Source organism: Sphingobacteriales bacterium, assembly GCA_016700115.1.
In the GTDB taxonomy this organism is placed as follows: domain Bacteria; phylum Bacteroidota; class Bacteroidia; order Chitinophagales; family UBA2359; genus UBA2359.
On record CP064999.1, the window covers coordinates 3,524,447 to 3,543,563 of the forward strand.

20 protein-coding genes are annotated in these 19,117 nt (G+C 34.9%); 7 read left to right on the plus strand and 13 right to left on the minus strand.

Annotation, left to right across the window (positions count from 1 at the left end; genetic code table 11):
- Positions 1-24: 24 nt before the first annotated feature.
- Positions 25-474 carry a hypothetical protein gene (locus tag IPM47_12610; protein ID QQS27722.1) on the minus strand — a complete coding sequence of 150 codons (450 nt, stop codon included), beginning with the start codon at positions 472-474 and terminating at the stop codon, positions 25-27.
- 10 nt (positions 475-484) lie between these two features.
- Positions 485-1,117, minus strand: a complete 633-nt coding sequence (locus IPM47_12615) for a sigma-70 family RNA polymerase sigma factor (protein ID QQS27723.1) — start codon at positions 1,115-1,117, stop codon at positions 485-487.
- A 281-nt stretch (positions 1,118-1,398) separates the two neighbouring features.
- On the opposite strand from IPM47_12615, the gene IPM47_12620 reads away from it, so the two are divergent.
- From IPM47_12620 to IPM47_12630, 3 genes are all read left to right on the plus strand, one after another.
- A complete protein-coding gene (locus tag IPM47_12620; protein QQS27724.1) occupies positions 1,399-1,935 on the plus strand; it encodes a hypothetical protein in 537 nt (178 codons plus the stop codon).
- Positions 1,936-2,453: 518 nt separating this feature from the next.
- Positions 2,454-3,140, plus strand: a complete 687-nt coding sequence (locus IPM47_12625; protein QQS27725.1) for a Crp/Fnr family transcriptional regulator — start codon at positions 2,454-2,456, stop codon at positions 3,138-3,140.
- A 31-nt stretch (positions 3,141-3,171) separates the two neighbouring features.
- Positions 3,172-4,209 carry an FAD-binding oxidoreductase gene (locus IPM47_12630; GenBank protein ID QQS27726.1) on the plus strand — a complete coding sequence of 346 codons (1,038 nt, stop codon included), beginning with the start codon at positions 3,172-3,174 and terminating at the stop codon, positions 4,207-4,209.
- 50 nt (positions 4,210-4,259) lie between these two features.
- Here IPM47_12630 and IPM47_12635 read toward each other — a convergent pair whose 3' ends face one another.
- The 6 genes from IPM47_12635 to IPM47_12660 all read right to left on the minus strand — a co-directional run bounded on the left by IPM47_12635 (position 4,260) and on the right by IPM47_12660 (position 8,514).
- Positions 4,260-4,691: an ester cyclase gene (locus tag IPM47_12635; protein QQS27727.1), complete on the minus strand. Its 432-nt coding sequence runs from the start codon at positions 4,689-4,691 to the stop codon at positions 4,260-4,262.
- Positions 4,692-4,935: 244 nt separating this feature from the next.
- Entirely contained in the window at positions 4,936-5,274 is a 339-nt protein-coding gene (locus IPM47_12640; GenBank protein QQS31465.1) for a hypothetical protein, read from the minus strand.
- A gap of 139 nt (positions 5,275-5,413) precedes the next feature.
- Complete coding sequence (locus IPM47_12645) at positions 5,414-5,806, minus strand: hypothetical protein (protein QQS27728.1); 393 nt, start codon at positions 5,804-5,806, stop codon at positions 5,414-5,416.
- A gap of 204 nt (positions 5,807-6,010) precedes the next feature.
- Entirely contained in the window at positions 6,011-6,382 is a 372-nt protein-coding gene (locus tag IPM47_12650) for a hypothetical protein (protein QQS27729.1), read from the minus strand.
- A 302-nt stretch (positions 6,383-6,684) separates the two neighbouring features.
- Entirely contained in the window at positions 6,685-7,515 is an 831-nt protein-coding gene (locus tag IPM47_12655; GenBank protein ID QQS27730.1) for a universal stress protein, read from the minus strand.
- A gap of 114 nt (positions 7,516-7,629) precedes the next feature.
- On the minus strand, positions 7,630-8,514 hold the full coding sequence (locus tag IPM47_12660) for a universal stress protein (protein QQS27731.1): 885 nt from the start codon (positions 8,512-8,514) through the stop codon (positions 7,630-7,632).
- Positions 8,515-8,749: 235 nt separating this feature from the next.
- Between IPM47_12660 and IPM47_12665 the strand changes: the two genes are divergently transcribed.
- On the plus strand, positions 8,750-8,947 hold the full coding sequence (locus IPM47_12665; protein ID QQS27732.1) for a hypothetical protein: 198 nt from the start codon (positions 8,750-8,752) through the stop codon (positions 8,945-8,947).
- 335 nt (positions 8,948-9,282) lie between these two features.
- Here IPM47_12665 and IPM47_12670 read toward each other — a convergent pair whose 3' ends face one another.
- Positions 9,283-11,148 carry a phosphoenolpyruvate carboxykinase (GTP) gene (locus IPM47_12670; GenBank protein ID QQS27733.1) on the minus strand — a complete coding sequence of 622 codons (1,866 nt, stop codon included), beginning with the start codon at positions 11,146-11,148 and terminating at the stop codon, positions 9,283-9,285.
- 232 nt (positions 11,149-11,380) lie between these two features.
- Between IPM47_12670 and galT the strand changes: the two genes are divergently transcribed.
- Complete coding sequence (gene galT / locus IPM47_12675) at positions 11,381-12,394, plus strand: galactose-1-phosphate uridylyltransferase (protein QQS27734.1); 1,014 nt, start codon at positions 11,381-11,383, stop codon at positions 12,392-12,394.
- A gap of 11 nt (positions 12,395-12,405) precedes the next feature.
- On the opposite strand, the gene IPM47_12680 is transcribed toward galT, so the two are convergent.
- The 3 genes from IPM47_12680 to IPM47_12690 form a co-directional block, all read right to left on the minus strand.
- Positions 12,406-12,861, minus strand: a complete 456-nt coding sequence (locus tag IPM47_12680; GenBank protein QQS27735.1) for a DUF1569 domain-containing protein — start codon at positions 12,859-12,861, stop codon at positions 12,406-12,408.
- A 403-nt stretch (positions 12,862-13,264) separates the two neighbouring features.
- The gene (locus IPM47_12685) at positions 13,265-13,963 is read right to left on the minus strand and encodes a WbqC family protein (GenBank protein ID QQS27736.1); all 699 of its coding nucleotides are present in this window, start codon (positions 13,961-13,963) and stop codon (positions 13,265-13,267) included.
- A 27-nt stretch (positions 13,964-13,990) separates the two neighbouring features.
- Positions 13,991-14,467 carry an NUDIX domain-containing protein gene (locus tag IPM47_12690; GenBank protein QQS27737.1) on the minus strand — a complete coding sequence of 159 codons (477 nt, stop codon included), beginning with the start codon at positions 14,465-14,467 and terminating at the stop codon, positions 13,991-13,993.
- Between the two features lie 630 nt (positions 14,468-15,097).
- On the opposite strand from IPM47_12690, the gene IPM47_12695 reads away from it, so the two are divergent.
- Both IPM47_12695 and IPM47_12700 read left to right on the plus strand, forming a co-directional pair.
- Positions 15,098-15,823 carry an SDR family NAD(P)-dependent oxidoreductase gene (locus IPM47_12695; protein QQS27738.1) on the plus strand — a complete coding sequence of 242 codons (726 nt, stop codon included), beginning with the start codon at positions 15,098-15,100 and terminating at the stop codon, positions 15,821-15,823.
- A gap of 51 nt (positions 15,824-15,874) precedes the next feature.
- Positions 15,875-16,396, plus strand: coding sequence for a hypothetical protein (locus IPM47_12700; protein QQS27739.1), 522 nt, complete (start codon positions 15,875-15,877; stop codon positions 16,394-16,396).
- 92 nt (positions 16,397-16,488) lie between these two features.
- Here IPM47_12700 and IPM47_12705 read toward each other — a convergent pair whose 3' ends face one another.
- Positions 16,489-19,089: a T9SS type A sorting domain-containing protein gene (locus IPM47_12705; GenBank protein QQS27740.1), complete on the minus strand. Its 2,601-nt coding sequence runs from the start codon at positions 19,087-19,089 to the stop codon at positions 16,489-16,491.
- Positions 19,090-19,117: the final 28 nt, after the last annotated feature.

Genomic DNA, 19,117 nt, shown 5'->3' on the forward strand with positions numbered 1-19,117 from the left:
TAATTATTGCGTCAGAAAAAACATCTATGTTTTTAGTATTTTTTGACTCCAAAACCGGTATTCTATCCATTGGAAAAAAAGTATGGTACCTAAAATTGCTATAAGCATTGGAATAAAAGTTATAATGGAACTAATTAAAATAGGCACTTCTTTTAGATAACCAAAATACCAAGCCAAGCCGATTGAACAGAACAAAGAAAGAAAAGTAGCTGTCACCCAAATATTTTCAACATAAGGGTTTAGTTTGCTTTCAGAGGTATTTGGTATTGGCATTTTGCTCAGCACTGCTTCTGCCAAATCAAAAGTTAATACCGGTTGGGGAAGATGTTTCAATCCCACAAACAATTGTTGGTAAACTAATAACTTTTCAGCACAAGAAGGGCAGCTATTCAGATGCAGTTGCTGCAAATTTGTTAGAGGATTGCCTTCAATATGAGTTTGTAAATCAAAATCTGATATATGTTGCAGTTCCATTTTTAAAAAATTAAGGATGTACAATTTTAAATTGATGAATAAGAGAGTCTTTCAGCATTTTTCTGGCTCTGAACAGGTAACTTTTTACAGTATTCATTGGCAGTTTCGTAATTGTAGAAATTTCAGCGTAACTCATTTCTTCTATATGATATAATTCAATTAAAGTGCGAAACAATACCGGCAATTTTTCAATTGCAGCATGAAGATTGCGATTGGTTTCGTTTTGGTATAAAATTTCATCCGGCATCTCAGTTTCCTGGTGGCTGAAATCTTTAGTTATCAATTCTGTATTATCGTGTGTTTCAAAATCAGTTCCATATCCGTTCAATGGCTTAAAAACATCTTCAATGAACAGGTTTTTCTTTTTTTGTAAAAAATTCAGGCAAAGATGATAAGTAATTTGAGCAATCCATGTTGAAAGTTTAGATTCAAACTTAAATTCTTTAAGATTTGAAAACACTTTCATAAACACATCCTGACATAAATCTTCCCTGTCAGCATCTCTATCTATCATCTTAAATACAAGGCTGACAACCAACCGCTCATACAATCGAATCAACTGCAAAATAGCATTGCGATCGTTAAGCAAAACTGCCCTTACCATTTTTTGTTCATCTTCTTTATTCAGAACCTTGTCTTTCATAGGCCTCTTTGGAAATAGAACAATGAGACAGATTAGATGTAGAAATGTTGCAGAATTAGCTAACAAACCTCAAACAAAGGTAATAAATATTCTTCTTGTACTTGACTGGCAATGTTAATGTTTTAAGACCACAAGAGTAATCCTGTTTTCTGTTTTTTGTCTTCAAATACCAGATACTTAAGAAAACACAAATTTTTTTGAAAAAATCTGCAACATATTAAGTGCATGTCTGTCTGATGCAACCAAAATATTGTTTCACCAACTTTAAATCGCTTAGTTAAATGAAAACATTTTTGTTTCAGCTTGTCGCCCTGATTACCTTGAGTATTTTGTTGCTTGCTTGTTTCGAATTGATTCAGGCACAAGACAGTTTACAAACTCAAACTACTGTGGTATTGCCACCCGAACCGCCTTCACATCAGCTCGTGTATGAAGACCCTTATCGCCCCAGTACACCATCTCAGGATTTTGTACATACAATTGAGGAATTAACTCCGTTAGCAGGATTTATTGCTTTTTTCTTAACAATTGTAACGATGTTCAAAGCCTTTTTTGATTACCGGTTAAAATCAAGAATGGTTGAGAAAGGAATTTCTGACGAAAGTTTGAAAAATTATTTTCTTCCAGCTAATCCGGAATTGGGATTATACGATAGCCTGAAGTGGGGTTTGGTAGCTGCCGGATTAGGTTTAGGTTTAACTATTGCCAATTACTTACCTATAGGCTTAATGTCAGTGGGAGTAGTAGTTTTGTTCACGGCTATTGGTTTTATTGGATATTTTATGGTAGTCAGCAAACGGTTTTTAAAAGAAGACTAACCAATCAGTCTTTACCTCCATCCCCCTCTTTTTCGGTTGATTTCAATTGAAACCAAAACCGAAAATGAGGGGATTTTTTATGTAGGTTAATGTAAATTTTTTTTTGATTCTTCCTTATAATCAATTTCTAACAAAACCTTTTATAATCCAAATTCGATAAAAAACTTATCCTGAACTAAGATTTTGTGTTGCCTGATTTACATTTTTTAATTATTCCAAAGTGGATTTTTTAGCTTTTTTTTTGAAAAAATCTTGGAAAACACTCGTTTTTATACCACGTTTTTTAGGAAACACATCATTTGTGTTTAATTCTTTGCAGTTGCTAAGTATTTATTATCAGTGTTTTATAAATTAACTTATAGTTTAACAACTAATAATTATAGAGCAGAATTAGCGGAAATACGTGAAATTTGTATTTGAACGTTTTTTGGAAAACTTTCAAATTTGTACATAAATCAAAGTTAGACCAACAATTTTTGTAAGCACATCCATCTTTCACAACCTTAAACATTAACATTATGTTAGCCTTGCACGAAGTAAAAGAAACACGGCAAATTACTCCAAAGTTACAATTTGAATTAAGTGAAATAGAAAATTTGCGACTTGCCGGTATCGGTGAATTGAGAACTATTCCAAAACAATCTGTTATATATCGCCCAGGTGATGCTGCAGATTGTATATATTTAGTGAAACAGGGAAGAGTTAAAATTATTAATTGCTCAAACGAAGGTAAAGAAGTTATTAAATCCATCGTTCAATCTAACGAGATATTCGGAGAAATGAGTTTAGCCGGTAATGCCAGACGGAACGATTTTGCTAAAGCCATGAATCAGGAGGTGAAGTTGTATGTTATACCTTATCATGCTTTGATGAGTTTATTAAATCAGTATCCTGAATTAAGCCTTAAATTTATTACTCAGTTAGGTAACAGGTTAATCCATGCCGATCGCCGTCTCGAAACTTTGGTTTTTAAAGATGCTCGTAGCCGGATTGTTGAGTTCTTGCAGGAATCTGCTGCATCTATGGGTATTAAAGTCGGATATGAAGTATTGTTAAAACAATTTTTGACTCATCAGGAAATTGCAAATATCACTGCAACATCAAGACAAACAGTTACTACTGTGTTAAATGACTTAAAAAAGTTGAATCTTATTTATATTTACCGCAAAAACATCTTAATCAGGGATGTGTCTATGTTGCAATAGTCAATCAGATGTTTCACGATAAAATATATTAATGGTAGAAGCCGATTTCTTGATTGTTGGTCAAGGTCTTGCAGGTACTTGGTTGGATTATTTTTTAAGTTTATCAGGAAAACGCTGTATCGTTATTGACCGAAAAAATCCAAATTCTGCCAGCAACATCTCTTCTGGAATAGTCAATCCTATTACCGGGCGAAAGTTAGTAAAAACATGGATGTTTGATGAGATGTATAACTTTGCCCAATCTGCTTACCAGAAAATTGAGCAAAAGTTTAACATAAAGGTTTGGTACAATCGCAATATTGTTTGGTTGTTGCAAAACGAGCAAGATTTGAATAATTTCAGTGCTCGTTCTTCGGCAGATGGATACCATCAACATATTTTAGCAGTAGAAAGAGGGATATGGAAGCCCGAATTTAAGTCTGCCGTTGGTTATGCCGTTGTTACCGGGAATTATATAAATACATCATTACTACTACAATCTTATAGAACTCATCTTTTACAAAACAATCGGTTAATTGATGACTTTGTGGAAATCAAAGATTTAACCTTTTTGTCAGAAGGTGTTATTTGGAAAAACGTTAAAGCTTCAAAAATCATATTTTGCGAGGGATATTTAGCGGGTCAAAACCCGTTTTTTAATCATCTGCCTTTAGCACCCAATAAAGGAGAAGTTTTAGTTATTGAGGCAGGGGATTTAAAAATCACCGATCATTTAATCAAAGGGAGCGCTTTTTTAGTGCCATTGGGAAATGATTTGTTTTGGGCCGGATCGCAATATAATTTTGATCAACCCGACGAGAATATTTCTGAAGAAGGCAGAATAGAAATAGAAAACGCCTTAAAAAATATGTTAACAGTGCCTTTTAAAGTGGTTGATCATTGGGCAGGAATCAGACCAAGTACATTACAACGCCGTCCATTAGTAGGAATGCATCATAAGTATCCTCAAATAGGCATTTTGAATGGATTAGGTACAAAAGGAGTATTAATGAGTACCTATTTTGCAAATAAACTTTCAGAATTATTGGTAAACAACAGTACTTTACCAAAAGATATAATGGCAATCTGAGAATTAAAAAGCCTATCCAACAGGATTAAAATTATTGGGGAAAAAACAACTTACTTCGCTTCGAGTTGCATTTTCAATCCATAAAGATCAATTTCATTCCAAGACTTTGCAAACCTGCCATTCTCCACTTTATGAATAACAATTCCGGTTACCGTAACCTTTTTATTGGTCGCAGGTATTCCCATAAGCATGTCCCTATGCGTGGCAGTTGCTTCAAATCTGAATGTAACATACTCTTCATCCGCAATGAGATGGGTCATTTTAAACTGAATATCAGGCAAAGCTTTGCGATATTGTTCAACAAAATACATAGCACCACTGATTCCTTTTGGTTGATCAGCAAAAGAAGGGTTCCCGTCAATCCAATCCTGAGCAAAAACCTGTTCAACTACTTCTTTGTTTCGGTTCTTATTCCAGCCTTCCAGAATCCACAATTTAGCTAATTGTTTGTTTGCTTCAATTTTTTGATTTACACTGTCCATTTTATTTTGATTTTCATTAGATGAATGATTCTTGGGATTTGATTGTTTGCATCCTGAATTAAAAAAAAGAAAAGAAAAAACGAAGGGCAAAATGAGTAAACTTATGGGTTTCATATTGCTTTTTGATAAAATTGGATTAGGCAAATAATTGAATTCACAAACATCTTAGCGTCAACGCTAAAAAGTTTTTATTCTGGAGAAATAGCTTTTAATGTAAAAATAAGAAGCCATAGATATTTATTTGCTATTTATCAGCTATAGAACCAAAAATATTTTTATCCCAACCTCTTAAGTCATAGTATTTTGATTTTGGCTCCCCTGTCCAGCCGTTGATTCCTTTTCGAGGCAAATAAACTGCGTGAATATAGACAACAGGAATGATTGCTAAACCTAAGACAATAAAAGCTACAAGTCTGCCAAAATAAACAGAAAAACTTATAAAAATAACAAGCGTAACCAAATATTTGAGGACTTTTCTCCATTTGGGACTTCTTTCTTCAAAATGACCTAAAAAGATATGTCCAAACAATATCATTATACTGATAACTGCCACATCAAACCAAATTGTATCGGTATTCCACATTTTTAGTATAGGCTTTTTAATTATAGAAATTAATACTGAGCAAATATAACTAATAAAATTTGAAGAAAAACCAAGATTATGATGTAGAATAAAGTTAAACAAAGCCACATAGAATTATCTATATGGCTTTGTTTTTATTTTACCTTTTTCTCTTCAATTGATCGTTTATCAGAGCTACCCATTTTTCCAGAACCTGAAGCTCCCCGTTGACCTGCATTGAATCCTCCAAACTGTAAAACTCTAATAGTATGTCTCCACCTGTGTTCGATTTTGGAGTCAAGCCAAGTTCAAGTTTGTCAATCAATTTAGAACTACCCGATCCGTTTCCAGCAATTTTTCCTGAGTTTAGAGCCCTGCAACTTTGAATATCGGCAAGATTGATATTTTGTGCAATTTCCTTGTTTTTTTTGTTTTTATAGAAAAAAAGATAGTTTCGATTTTCATCCAAACCGATTGCAAAATTTGAAAACTGTTCTTTTTGGGAAATGTTGCAATTGTTTTGTTTAGCTAAATTGTTAAGTGACTCAAACAAAAGATTAATTTTGTTTTGGCGGCGAATACTCAATATAACGAATGGTATTGTACAAAGAATAAGAAAAATTAACCCGATTATAGAACTTCCAAAGTCCATTTTTTAAGTTTTTTTGAATTTGATAAAAAGATAAATTGGCCTTGCAGCATAAATTGCAAAGCCTGAATAATTTTAGTCTGATTAAACGTAAAACTCAAAAAACGGTTACCAAAAATAATGGAAAGGGAAAATTAAATCTGCCTTCCTGAACTTTACCGGAAAGTTTTTGGACAATAATAACTGAAGTAAAAAATGGGCTTTTGAATGTAGTCCGGATCCGTTTAAAATTGCCCATAGTTCACCGGTTTCAATTTTTTGAACCGGAGAGGTATTATTGTTCTGACCATTGAAAGTTGTTTCCTTAGGAAGTGTAACAGCAAATAAGCCAGAAGGACTCTTTGTGAAGTAACTGCTGCTACCGGAAAATGAAGTTTGTGTAACCTGAGGGTTAAAAACATTAATATTGCCTGCTCCTATCGCAAAGCAATATAAAACTGAAAAGATAGAAACACTTAAAACCCTACATTTACTTTTCACACTACAAAGGTAAAATGTATAGTCGAATGATGTGCAGAGAACAGATAAATTTTCACTATTAAAGCTCCAGATTCAAATCGTTTTAGTATCTTATATCGCTTTTGTTTGTTCTTTGCTTAAGTTTGATTCGCATTAGTTTAACACCTAAATTATTTTCTTGTCCCTTTATTTTATAAATATAGAGCCATTTAATTTTCAGATAAAAGTATTAAAACGATGCAAAATAAGGGTAAAAATATAACCTCTTTCCATCAATTTGTGAGGCGGTTGTTTAAACAAGCACTCTATAACTGAATAGAATCTTAAACCTTGTATGTCAGTACGGGAACAGGGGAGTGGTTTACTATAATTTCAGCCACGCTACCCATAATTAAACGCGCCAACCCGGTTCTGCCGTGAGTTCCCATGACAATAAGGTCAACTTTATGGGTGTCAATATAATTAAAAATTCCTTCTTCAACTGGACGAAGATAATCTATTCGAACTACTTCTTTTTTTATTTTTTTATTTGACCTATAACCCTCCAATCCGACAACTTCAAAATCGAGCAAATCGTCGGCAGGGGTTAAAACTTTTACCAAATGTATCGTTGATCCAAAAATATTTGCCAATTCTAATGAACGATCTAACAATCTTTGGTATTCGTCAGCATTATTAAAATCGGAAAATAAAGCAATATCATTCAATTGGTAATGGCGGGGAAACTTATTAACTGTTAAAACCGGCATTTTTGCTAATCGCACAATTTTTTGAGTATTTGAACCCAATACTAATTCATTAAAGCCCTTACTACCATGAGTACCCATCACAATCATATCTGATTGCACAGAATCTGCATGATTTACAATATTGTCTAAGGTGTCGTTGATAAATACTTCCCAATCAACTTTAATTCCTTTTAGAAAATCTGAAGAAGCATAATCGCTCAACTGTTTTTTTGTGTTGGCAATCATGGCTTTAAACTCAGGATATTGTTTTTCCTGTTCCACAGATAAATGATCCCAATCAAGCGGGATACTCATAATATGAAACAAAAAAATACTGGAGCCAGATTTACGGGCGATATAAGCTGCTAAATGAGCTGAATTGTTGGCAATATCTGAAAAATCAGTCGGCAAAAATATTTTTTTCATTGTTTTGGTGATGTTTTAGAAACTTATTAATTCCTTTAACTTTATAGTCTAACCAAGTATAAACACACTTTTGTTTTTCCGGGATAATTACTTTTCAATTTTATTTTCCGACTATTAACGAACAACTAATAAAGGAATATCTTCATTGTAGGTCAATAAACTTTCTGTTACACTGCCATAAAAAAACACTTCCATAGCAGAATGTCCTTTAGCACCCATCACTATAAAATCTACACCATTTTTGCGAGAATATTCGTTGATATGCTTTGCCGGACTTAGATAAATGTTTTCTTCAAAAACGGCTTCAACCTTTGTTTTGTCAATTTGATATTTTTCTACAAAAATTTCATAAGCACTCTGAGCATTTTCTAAAATCAAAGCGGTAAACTGTCCATAGTTTTGACCGATATAATAGTAATTTACTGTTGGAATATCAAAAATATTAATTGCAACAACTTTTGCATTGTCAGATTTGGCGGCTAAATCCATTGCATTTTTCAAAGCCTTGGCTGAATGTCCTGAAAAATCAATAGGCACTAAAATTTTAGTGATACCAGATGTAGCCCCATTTGGAACAAATAGTACGGAACTCTCTGTTTGCCGAGCTACTTTTTTGGCTACGATTCCACTGCCTTCTGATACTTTTTTCTTCCCAACAACTAACAAGTCAACATTTTTAACTTTTGTCCAATGAACCAATTTTTCAAACGCAGTACCCTCCAATACTTCATATTCGATATCTACGCCCTCCTTATGGCCTAATACCCGGACTGTATTTTCCATCATTCGTTCTTTCATTTTTTCGTCGAGCGATTCCATCTCGAATTCATTCCCATACTTTTCCCGTATTTCGGCCGGAATTTCAAAATCGGGCTCTGTATGTATGCAATATAGTTTAACCCCTCCCAATTTTTCGAGTAAAAAACCTGTATATTGCAAGATGCTTTCATCAGTTTTAGTCAGGTCTAAAGCAATCATTATTTTTTTGAATCCTTCCATAGGGCAAAAGTGTTTGATGAATATAAAATTAAAGCAAATTTAAGGTAATTGTGTAGTTATAACAATGATTTGTGTGAACTTTAAAAATGATTTTTGTCATGTTATAAAAGCAATAGAGACAGATTTTTTTTAAAGAGAGCCGATTTTATTAGTGCCGCAAAACAATATTAGTTTGTCTCAAAACAATATTAATCTGCCTCAATTCAATATTAATCCGCTTTAAAACAATATTAGTTTGTCTCGAAACAATATTAATCTGCCTCAAAACAATATTAATCTGGCGCAAAACAATATTAATCTGGCGCAAAACAATATTAGTTTGACTCAAAACAATATTAATCTGACTCAAAACAATATTAGTTTGTCTCTAAACAATATTAGTTTGCTTCTAAACAATATTAGTTTGTCTCAAAACAATATTAATCTGTCTTAAAAGAATATTAGTTTGTCTAAAAACAATATTAAAAAATGGCTGTTTTGGTGATTGTTTTGTAGCAAAGGTGACAGGAAAAGTTAGCCGGTATCTCATTACTGTGAATCAGTAAACCTTTGAGAATAAAGGCTTTGATAATTATATTGAGACTTTAGTAAGTGCTATTGTAAACCTCCCTTTAATACTGTGATCAATTCAATATCTTGTAAAAACCTCATGTTGTCTAAGGTTTGAAGTTAATGGATATACATTAAAAAACTGCCCGGAATTCATCTAATCCTGATAAAATTCGGGGCAGTTTTATGCCTATCTGATAGAAAAAAAAGCAAACGGAATTAAGTTCTTTCCGGTTGTAATTTCCAGGTTTCGGGAGAACGCCAAAGTGCAGAAAGCAAGAGTTCGCGCATAAACAGAAACTCTTTAGGCAAACGGTCGTAGCCTTTTTCGAACAATTCTTCGTGGGTCAGTAATTCCTTTTTCCAAATTTCGCGGTCAACTGACATAACTTTGTCAAAATCAATTTTTGTGAATTCTTTCATTCCGGTCCAATCCAAATCCTGATATCTTGGCATCCACCCTATTGGGCTTTCAACTGAAGAAGCCCGACCTCTTGAACGGCTTATAATCCATTTCAAAACGCGCATATTTTCACCAAATCCGGGCCAAATAAATTTACCATCTTCATCTTTTCTGAACCAGTTTACGCCAAAAATTCTGGGGGGATTGGGCAATTTACGACCAAACTGAAGCCAATGGTTAAAATAATCGCCCATGTGATAGCCCATAAAAGGAAGCATGGCAAATGGATCTCTTCTGACTTGTCCGATATTGCCAAATGCGGCAGCTGTCATTTCTGAACCCATTGTGGCTGCCATATAGACTCCAAAATTCCAGTTAAATGACTGATAAACCAAAGGCACAGCAGTTGATCTTCTTCCACCAAAAATAAAAGCGGCAATTGGAACTCCGTTGGGGTTTTCCCAATCTGGATCAATGCTTGGACATTGTGATGCCGGAGTTGTAAATCTGGAATTGGCATGTGCAGCAGGTTTGTCTCCTTTCGGGTCATGTGGTTTCCCTTGCCAGTTAATCAAACCCTCAGGCACTTCTTTTGTCAATCCTTCCCACCATACATCTCCATCCTGAGTAATAGCGACATTGGTAAAAATAGTGTTTTTGGCTATTGTAGCCATTGCATTAGGGTTTGTTTTAAAATTTGTTCCCGGTGCAACACCAAAATAACCGGCTTCCGGGTTGATTGCATGTAATCTTCCGTCTGAGCCGGGATGGATCCATGCGATATCATCGCCCACAGTGGTTATTTTCCATCCTTCCATTTCTTTAGGAGGAATTAACATGGCAAAATTGGTTTTTCCACAGGCACTTGGAAATGCTGCTGCCACATAGGTTTTTTCTCCTTCGGGCGATTCCGCCCCTAAAATCAACATGTGTTCAGCCAACCAACCTTCTTCGCGAGCCATGCTTGAAGCTATCCTTAATGCGAAACATTTTTTCCCTAATAAGGCATTTCCACCGTAACCACTTCCATACGAAATGATTAACTTATCGGACGGAAAATGGGAAATGTATTTTATTGTTGGATTACAAGGCCATTTGCTGTCTTCCTGACCTGGTAATAAAGGTGCTCCAACTGAATGAATACATTTTACAAAATTGTCTTTGTTGATTTTTTCAAGAACCTTGCTGCCCATCCTGGTCATGATTTTCATATTGACCACAACATATTCTGAGTCAGTTACCTGAACTCCATATCGCGACAAAGGAGAACCAAGCGGACCCATACAAAAAGGTATAACATACATTGTGCGTCCCTGCATACAACCTCTGAACAAATTATTCAGGATGTCTTTCATTTCTCTGGGATCCATCCAATTGTTTGTTGGGCCTGCATCTTCCCTGCGAGGGCTACAAATATAAGTTCGATCTTCTACCCTTGCTACATCACTTGGGTCAGAAAAACAAGCAAAACTATTGGGGCGTTTTTCAGGATTTAACTTAATAAAGGTTCCTTTTTGTACTAATTCCTCACAAAGTTGTTGGTATTCACTTTCCGTTCCTGTACACCAATGTACTTTTGTTGGTTTAAAAAAATCGGCTAATTCTGTTATCCATTCTTCTAAAGTTTGCTTTGGCGTGTCACCAAATGCATTTGCTGCGGCGTTAAAAGATGATTGAGGCATAATTTTCAATAAATGGTTACAAATTGTTGATGAGTTAGAGTGTGAAAAAGTTGTGTGTAGAAATAGTACATTTTTATTGTTCCGCAAAATTAACAGTTTTTTCTCAATTTTTGGGAAAAGCTGTTCTTTCAAAAAACTATCAATTTTTTGTTTATCCTATAATGTTGGGTACAATACTCCTTTTGTTTATTTTTACCTGTTTATCAGATAAAATTTTTAACAACTTTTGTTTATGTCAGAACTTCGCTGGAATCCGCTTTTACAAACTTATACAATGATTGCGACTAATCGCCAAAGTCGCCCACATCTTCCTTCAGACAACTGTCCATTTTGTCCCGGTAACGGTAAAGTTCCTGATCAATATGACATTTATATCTATCCCAACGATTTTCCGGCATTAAGCATACTTCCGGGTGTTTCAGAGGAGGATTTTTACAACAAATCAAATAAAATTAACCACACAGCACCTTCCTATGGAAAATGTGAAGTTGTTCTTTATTCGTCCGATCACCATACATTTCTATATAAACTTCCTTTGTTGCAAATAGAAAAACTAATTTCAGTTTGGAAGCATCGGCAGGAAGTTTTAAGCCTCGACCAAAATATAAAATACATATTTCCTTTTGAAAATAAAGGTGAAGAAGTAGGGGTAACTATTCATCATCCACACGGTCAACTTTATGCCTATCCTTTTGTGCCGCTAAAAGTTAAAACAGAGTTGGAAAGTTGTCGGCAGTATTTTTTAATGCATCATGAACCTTTGTTTGAGGCACTCAACCGTTATGAACTCAATGAGAATAAACGAATAATTGACCAAGATGAACATTTTATTGCCTATATCCCTTATTTTACCGATTATCCTTATGGTGTATTTATCGTTTGTAAACAGAATATCGGGAGTTTTGCTCAATTTACTTCAGACATGACCATGAGTTTAGCTCTCATGCTTAAAAAAATAACCGGTGCTTTTGATTTGGTGTTTGACAGGCCATTTCCCTATATGATGTGTATCCACCAAACACCGGTCAACTGTCCTGAATATGACGGCAGTGAGCATTGGTTTCGTTTCCATATTGAGTTTTATCCGCCTCTTCGCGAAAAAAACAGAGTTAAATGGTATGCATCTTCTGAAATGGGAGCATGGGCAGCAGCAAATACGCTTTCTGTTGAAGAAACGGCAATTATCCTGAAAAATTCCGTTAAAAAGTTTTCAGATGCCGATGAAGAAATATCGAAAGGAACTTAAATCTATTCAATTCAAAGCCCAAATTGAGTTAAATGATGGTTAATATGCCTCCACATTACCCTTGCCCATTCAGTATTTTCTAATTTGCCAAAGACCGGATGAAAAGGAAAAGGTTTTGTGTTTTGTTCCTGAGAAAAGCGGTGAATGGTTAAAATAAGTTCCTCTTTGTCTTTTTCAAATTCGATGAGTTGAGAACCTTTAATACCCTGAATAAATTCCGGAGCAGTCGGAGCACCTTTTATCCAAGGCAGATATTGCGATATCAGTTTGTTGATCGGCCAAACTGACAACACACCTGAATGTACCGAAACCGGTCTGATTCCCAATGCACAACGAAGAGGGTCAGTCATGTGAACCACAGCTTGGTGAACATTCATTTTCCCCCATTTTGGCAAATGATTTGGTGTTAACTTTGATAATCTCTCTATTAGGTTCTCTTTGTCTTGTTGATTGAATAAATTTTGCATTGTATTGTTGTTTTAGAAGTTCAACACAAATTTCAACCAGATTATTTAAACTGAAATAGCAACTTCAAAAATAATTTTCACTTACCCGATTTTAGTTGAATCTGAACAGTTAACTGACAGTTTTTTTTAATTGATTTTATTGATACTAAATACTCATATTCTACAAATGGTACCACTATGTTCACTTTTGAAATGAATACCTAAAGCTTTTAACGATTCCCTCTTACTATTTCTATTATAAAAACCAAAATAACGCCCATTCGTATTTAACTATAAATACTTATTTTCTGATAATATCTTTGATACCGGATAATTTGCTAAGTTGAATCCATTTAATTTTAACAAAAACCGATTTAATATAAATCGGTTTTTGCTAAAAGGGCTCGTTGTAAAATAATTATTATTAAACACTATTTTGGGGGAGTAAATAATTTTTTGCTTCCGGGCCGGTATTAAACAACAAATCCAATACAGAAACATGGGGCTCAAAAGGAGGGAATAATTGCGGGTAAGATGTAAAATGGTCATAATCCAACCAAACTACTTCTATTTGGTTTTGAGCAAATAAAAATACATCTAAATAAGGTAGGGCGGCTTTACCACTCAGGTATTGAGTCGTATTCAGTTGTTGACAAATAGATAATAATTTTTCGGATTTTTCCCCGGAAAAACCGAAGTCCGAAGAATTAACGATGCGGGTTTGAATATTTAACAGCTTGCATAGAGTATGAATAAATGCAAGATTTACATTGCTTAAAAAAAGTTCAGTTTGCAAACTCAAATAAAGATTTTCAAGTTCAGGGGCATATTTTTGAAAAAAAGGGGTACGGGAATAATTCAAACTGATAGCTTTCCAATGTTTTATTGCCCAACGTTGATCACTGATTATAGTTTCATTGATTCTTTGATGGTATTTACCTTTAACCGAAACCGGAATGGTTAGCCATTGCAATCCTTTGGCAGTTTTAATAACGTTTCTGTTTCGCCAATCTCGGCGGGTATATTGAACCTCATCATAAACAACAAAAACATCAGCTAAATTAATGGCATAAAAATAACCACGCCAGGGAATGTAATTGGGTTGGGTGATGAGTGTTTTCAAAAAATATAGAATAAAATTATCCGATGATTATTTTAGCCCACGAACACTTGAACCTGCCATCCAGGCATTAACCGGATATTTCCAGTTAAATTCGGAATAATATACACCTTGTTGAAAAAGTACAACCGCCATTAAAACAGCTGAAGCTGTATTTATTGGCAATTCGTGTAGTCCAAACCATTCCAAACCATCGCATTTGTCTGGCTCTTTATTGACGATAGTTCCCTGCCATTGGTTGGCATGAAAAAAGAAATGAAGAATTGATTCTGCATTTTTTTGCCGGTGCATTACATGTACCATTTTCAAATTTTCGTGCTTAATAATCAAACCGGCTTCTTCAAATGCTTCTCTGATAATGGCATGGGTTACAGATTCGTTGGCATCTACTTTACCTCCCACCAAACTATAATTGCCACCTTTTTGACGTGGACGTTTAAGCATCAATATCCTGTTGTCCTGTTCTAAAATCAGGCTGACTACACAAATATGTGAATAGAGTTTCATTATGGCCGAAAATTAGACAATTATCAGAAATCTTAGGAATGTTATACTGAGAACAAAGTGTTTCATTTTTAGAAGTTTGTAATTTAATATAAAGAGCGTCCATTAAATTTTGACGACCTTTCAGTTAAAAATACGGGGTCTTCATTTAAAAAAACAGCCCTCACAAACTAGTTTTTAACAGGCTAACATCGTTTCAGACAGAAAATATGAGAAATAAGAGTAAAAATATTTTTAGCTGGACTCAAAAAATTTGAAATTTTATTAAAAAAAAAGGAAAGTTTTAAGACAAAACAGATAAAAATCATTCAATTCCAACTTGTTTTTCTAAGACAATCTCAATTTAAGACCTTAAAAAATCATAAAAATGGCTTTGTAAATTTGTTTAGACCCATTATTTGTTATATTTTTTATCTTTATAATTCCTTTGAAGGACAATTTTATAAACGTTTAAATAATATAGTAAAATCTGTTTGTAACTAAATTCTCTTAGCTTCAAATTAATAGCTAAAAATTCTCCCTTTTCAGATGCGAAAAAAGTAAAAAGGACAACAGATGCCATTATTCAATTAAGATTTCATTAGAAAACATCTTATACAGTATTTTGTATCTTTGCTGCAAACTATTTTTTAGATGAAAGCTGTAATAATTGGAGCAACCTCAGGAATTGGAGAGTCTTTAATTGAAAATTTACTGAATGCCGGTTATGATGTGGGTCTTACGGGGCGAAGATATGAACGTTTAGTTGCTTTAAAAGAGGAGTTTGAAAAAAAGGTGAAAGGCAAAATTTTTATCCAGTCAATGGATGTTTGCAAAACCGAGGAGGCAAGGGCAGGGTTTTTGGAACTCATTGAAAAGATGGGAGGATTAGATTTAGTAATTATCAATGCAGGGGTTGGTAGTTATTCATCGAAATGGGAAAGCGAAGTGAATATCATTCAAACTAATGTGATGGGTTTTTGTGCCATCGCACATGCAGCATTTAATTTTTTTGCAGACCAAAATAGTGGGCATTTAGTTGGTGTTTCTTCGGTTGCTTCGGTGGTTGGAGGTGCAAAAAGTCCGGCTTACAATGCTTCAAAGGCTTTTATTTCCAATTATATGAACGGGTTGATTAAAAAGGCATACCGTAAAAATTTGAATATTGCTGTTACGGATATACGCCCTGGATATGTTAAAACTCCTTTAACCGAAAAAAACAGATCTATGTTTTGGGTATCCACCACAGAAAAAGCCGCACGCCAGATTATGGTTGCCATTAAACGCAAACAGAAAATTGCCTATATTACAAAGAGATGGTGGTTTGCAGCTTTTCTTTTGCGAAACCTTCCTGATAAGTTATTAGCTAAAATGGGTTAATAAACTGTATTATTTATACCAAAAAATCTTCAATATTCAGATGAAGTTATAATGGAGAAACGAAAAGTCTTTTATTTTTATCCCGTTATTGCTGTTTTATCTGTTTTGTGCTTATTGTTTTCTTGCCAAAAGGATGTTGTGCAGTCTTGCAATATCTTTTGTGGAGATTTTGAAGACATTACCTGTTTTGTCAATAACTGGCATCAGGATTATTATGGAGATACTGCAATTCTAAAAGAAGGAGATGCGTATTCAGGAAATTCTGCCATGTTTCTTGCGAATACAACAGTGCGTTGCCCTATACAATGTTTAGAAAAGGGATTACAGTATGAAATAGGTTTTTATTGCAAGATACCTCAGCTAATACCTTCGCCCGAAAACCCCAATATTGCCACGTTGATTGTGTCAATTTGTGCCAAACAAAACTTAGAACTTAGGTTTGAAAATACCGATACTAATTGGGTGAGAAAGAAATATCAGTTTTTTGCTCCGGAAAATTATATTGAAATTTGTATTTCAACAGACTTATCGAATGGCATCTTTATTGATCAATTTAGCTTAGAAAACCTATAAAATTGATTGTTTATCAATATTGGCAGGTCAATAAGAAAGTAGAATAAGACTAAATTGCAATTGAAAAAAAGGGATTGAACCGGTCAAATTGTTTAAGGATGTATGAGCATTTTAGATTGCCAAATCATGGAATTTGTTTGGATCCGGATTAAATAAAGCCCTTTTTTGATATTAACCGGCAATTCAATATCTAACTTTTGATGCAAAGGATTGGCCAAAATCGGTATTTCGAAAATCTTTTGTCCAAAAGTGTTAAAAATGCAACACCGGATAGTTTCGTTTATTGGTAAATTTTCCGGCAGTTGAAGTTTAAAGCTTCCTTGATTGGGATTAGGAATAACTTTTAAGGTGGAATTATTGGAAGCAAGCGTATTGTCAATGCCGGAAGTGCCGGTAAAAGTGAAAGGTGTTTGACCGGTATAATCAGTTTTAATGAGATAAAAGTCGTTGGTTGTTCCCTTAGTTTGTATTCCTCCAAAAAGGACAAAACCCCAGTCATTCAAATGATAAACGGCATCGTATAAAACCGTGCCAACACCTATAGTCTCTCCATAATATCTACTCCAGATTTCATTGCCATAAACATCGGTTTTGAGCAGATATCCACGTCTGTCAAGAGGTTCGGTCTGAAGTTCTACATTTCCCAGGAAAGCAAAATTACCATCCGTTGTTTTGAGAACTTTGTAATTACCAAAGTTATATCCGGGAATGTCAACAGTTTTTTCCCATATCAATCCACCTCCGCCATTGATATAGACCTGGAGCATTTTTGCATTTTGTAAATTACTGTCTAATTTCGTTCCAACAGCCATAAATGTGCCTGATGAGGTTTCCGTAACATCAAACAAGCGGGACCATGGCGAATTTCCTGTAAAAAATTCCCAAACAACCTGTCCTGTGTTGTTTACCTTCAGTAAGTAGGCTAAAGTTGATGTGCCGGAAACAATTTGTTTGTTTCTTCCTGCTAAAATATATCCTCCGTCTGATACGGGTTTAACGGAGTAGCAAACAGAAGAGGAGAGCCCATATAATTGATCCCATTGTATATCGCCATCACTGTTCAGTTTTGCCAGATAAGTCAAAACACTTGCACCTAAAGTATCACTGACTTGCCCAACTACTACAAAACCGCCATCAGGAGTTGCGCTAATGTTCCAACCCCTGTTGTCGCTTGAAAAATTCCATGTCTTGTCCCATAATTTATTGCCTTCGGTATCAATTTTCAGCAAATACATATCGCTATTACCTGAAGGAAACGTAGTATAACCAAACAAGGCATATCCACCATCTATGGCAGGAGCGATTCCCCAGGCTGCATCGTTATTGTTTTGAAAATCATATTCTTTTTGCCAGATTTCATCTCCGTTGGAATCTACTTTTATTAAACTGATATTCTCATTTCCATCCAAACTGAAGCTGTTGGTTTGACCAGCAAGTAAATAGGTGTTTTCAATTTCGTTATGCCAGATAGCATATCCCCATTCATTGTTAAGGTTTCCGTTTTCGCCATAAGTTTTTGCCCAAATCTGATTCCCGCTTAAGTCTGTTTTTAGCAACAGGGCATCATACCCGGGGGTTTCTAACCCTGATGTATATCCCGATATAGTAAGATTACCATCTGTAGTTTGTACAAAATTGCTTACATTAGTATGAGGTAAAATGCCTACCTCAAGTAACAATTCTGAAACCAAAAGTCCGATACTGTTGATTTGCCAGATAAAAGCCTGATTTCCGGAAACCATTCTATAACAACCGCCAAGTACAAATCCACCCTCAGATGTTTGAACAACCTGATTGGGAATTGCTCTGTAAAGTCCATATACTGTGCTGAATGTTTCGTTCACTTCATACACTTTTGTCCAGACCTCGCCACCGGATGGATTGGTTTTATGGGTAATTATTTTAAAAAAACCATCTGTTTGAGTAAAACCAACTGCTAAATATCCTCCGTCTGTCAGTGGAAGTGCATATTTCCCGAAAATCTGATTGCTGTATAAAGTAGAAGGAGAATCTGCAACAGTTTGTATCCATTGTGTTTCACCAACTCCATCTGTTTTGAGAATTAACATAACAGTACCCCCCATTGTATCAAAAGAACTCCCGCAAATTATCAAACCGCCATCAGTTGTTCTTTGAAGAGATTGACCTGCGAGGTAAGTATTCGAATAGTTTTTATCCCATAAAAAATCTCCGGAAGCATTTGTTTTTAATAGGTAAAAATTTGGATTGCCTCCCAGAATCAAAAACCCGCCATCAGTATCAATCATCAGTTCAGTTGCTTCTTCATTGATTTCGGATGAACCATATACTTTTGACCATTGCTCATTTCCTCCCTGATCGGTTTTAATTAAAAGAATATCATGAAGTAATGTTGTGCCGGTTTTGCCTAATAAGATATAACCCCCATCAGCAGTTTGTTGAAGGGCAACGCCAAGATCATCCAACTCTCCTCCAAAGTTCTTTTGCCATTGTTGGTTCCCGTAAAGGTCAGTTTTCACTAATATGATGTCATAGCTACCGTTGCCGTAACTTGCCGAATAACCTAACAAGGCATATCCACCATCAGAGGTTTGTATATGAGAAACAGCCAGTTCGTTATAACTGGGTTGTCCATAAGTTCGCTCAAACATGGTTTGTGAAGACCCATAACTGTATAGAAAAAGAAAAAAAGTAAAAAGTATGATTCGATACATTTTTGCAAAATATTTTAAGATAGCTTCT

Excerpts from the sequence above, each read along its gene's own strand:
- IPM47_12615 (QQS27723.1), bottom strand. The coding sequence starts at position 1,117 with ATGAAAGACAAGGTTCTGAATAAAGAAGATGAACAAAAAATGGTAAGG.
- IPM47_12640 (QQS31465.1), bottom strand. The coding sequence starts at position 5,274 with ATGTGGAATACCGATACAATTTGGTTTGATGTGGCAGTTATCAGTATA.
- IPM47_12680 (QQS27735.1), bottom strand. The coding sequence starts at position 12,861 with ATGCAAAATTTATTCAATCAACAAGACAAAGAGAACCTAATAGAGAGA.
- IPM47_12625 (QQS27725.1), top strand. The coding sequence starts at position 2,454 with ATGTTAGCCTTGCACGAAGTAAAAGAAACACGGCAAATTACTCCAAAG.
- IPM47_12700 (QQS27739.1), top strand. The coding sequence starts at position 15,875 with ATGGAGAAACGAAAAGTCTTTTATTTTTATCCCGTTATTGCTGTTTTA.
- IPM47_12620 (QQS27724.1), top strand. The coding sequence starts at position 1,399 with ATGAAAACATTTTTGTTTCAGCTTGTCGCCCTGATTACCTTGAGTATT.
- IPM47_12635 (QQS27727.1), bottom strand. The coding sequence starts at position 4,691 with ATGGACAGTGTAAATCAAAAAATTGAAGCAAACAAACAATTAGCTAAA.
- IPM47_12655 (QQS27730.1), bottom strand. The coding sequence starts at position 7,515 with ATGAAAAAAATATTTTTGCCGACTGATTTTTCAGATATTGCCAACAAT.
- galT (QQS27734.1), top strand. The coding sequence starts at position 11,381 with ATGTCAGAACTTCGCTGGAATCCGCTTTTACAAACTTATACAATGATT.
- IPM47_12660 (QQS27731.1), bottom strand. The coding sequence starts at position 8,514 with ATGGAAGGATTCAAAAAAATAATGATTGCTTTAGACCTGACTAAAACT.
- IPM47_12690 (QQS27737.1), bottom strand. The coding sequence starts at position 14,467 with ATGAAACTCTATTCACATATTTGTGTAGTCAGCCTGATTTTAGAACAG.
- IPM47_12610 (QQS27722.1), bottom strand. The coding sequence starts at position 474 with ATGGAACTGCAACATATATCAGATTTTGATTTACAAACTCATATTGAA.
- IPM47_12630 (QQS27726.1), top strand. The coding sequence starts at position 3,172 with ATGGTAGAAGCCGATTTCTTGATTGTTGGTCAAGGTCTTGCAGGTACT.
- IPM47_12695 (QQS27738.1), top strand. The coding sequence starts at position 15,098 with ATGAAAGCTGTAATAATTGGAGCAACCTCAGGAATTGGAGAGTCTTTA.
- IPM47_12705 (QQS27740.1), bottom strand. The coding sequence starts at position 19,089 with ATGTATCGAATCATACTTTTTACTTTTTTTCTTTTTCTATACAGTTAT.
- IPM47_12670 (QQS27733.1), bottom strand. The coding sequence starts at position 11,148 with ATGCCTCAATCATCTTTTAACGCCGCAGCAAATGCATTTGGTGACACG.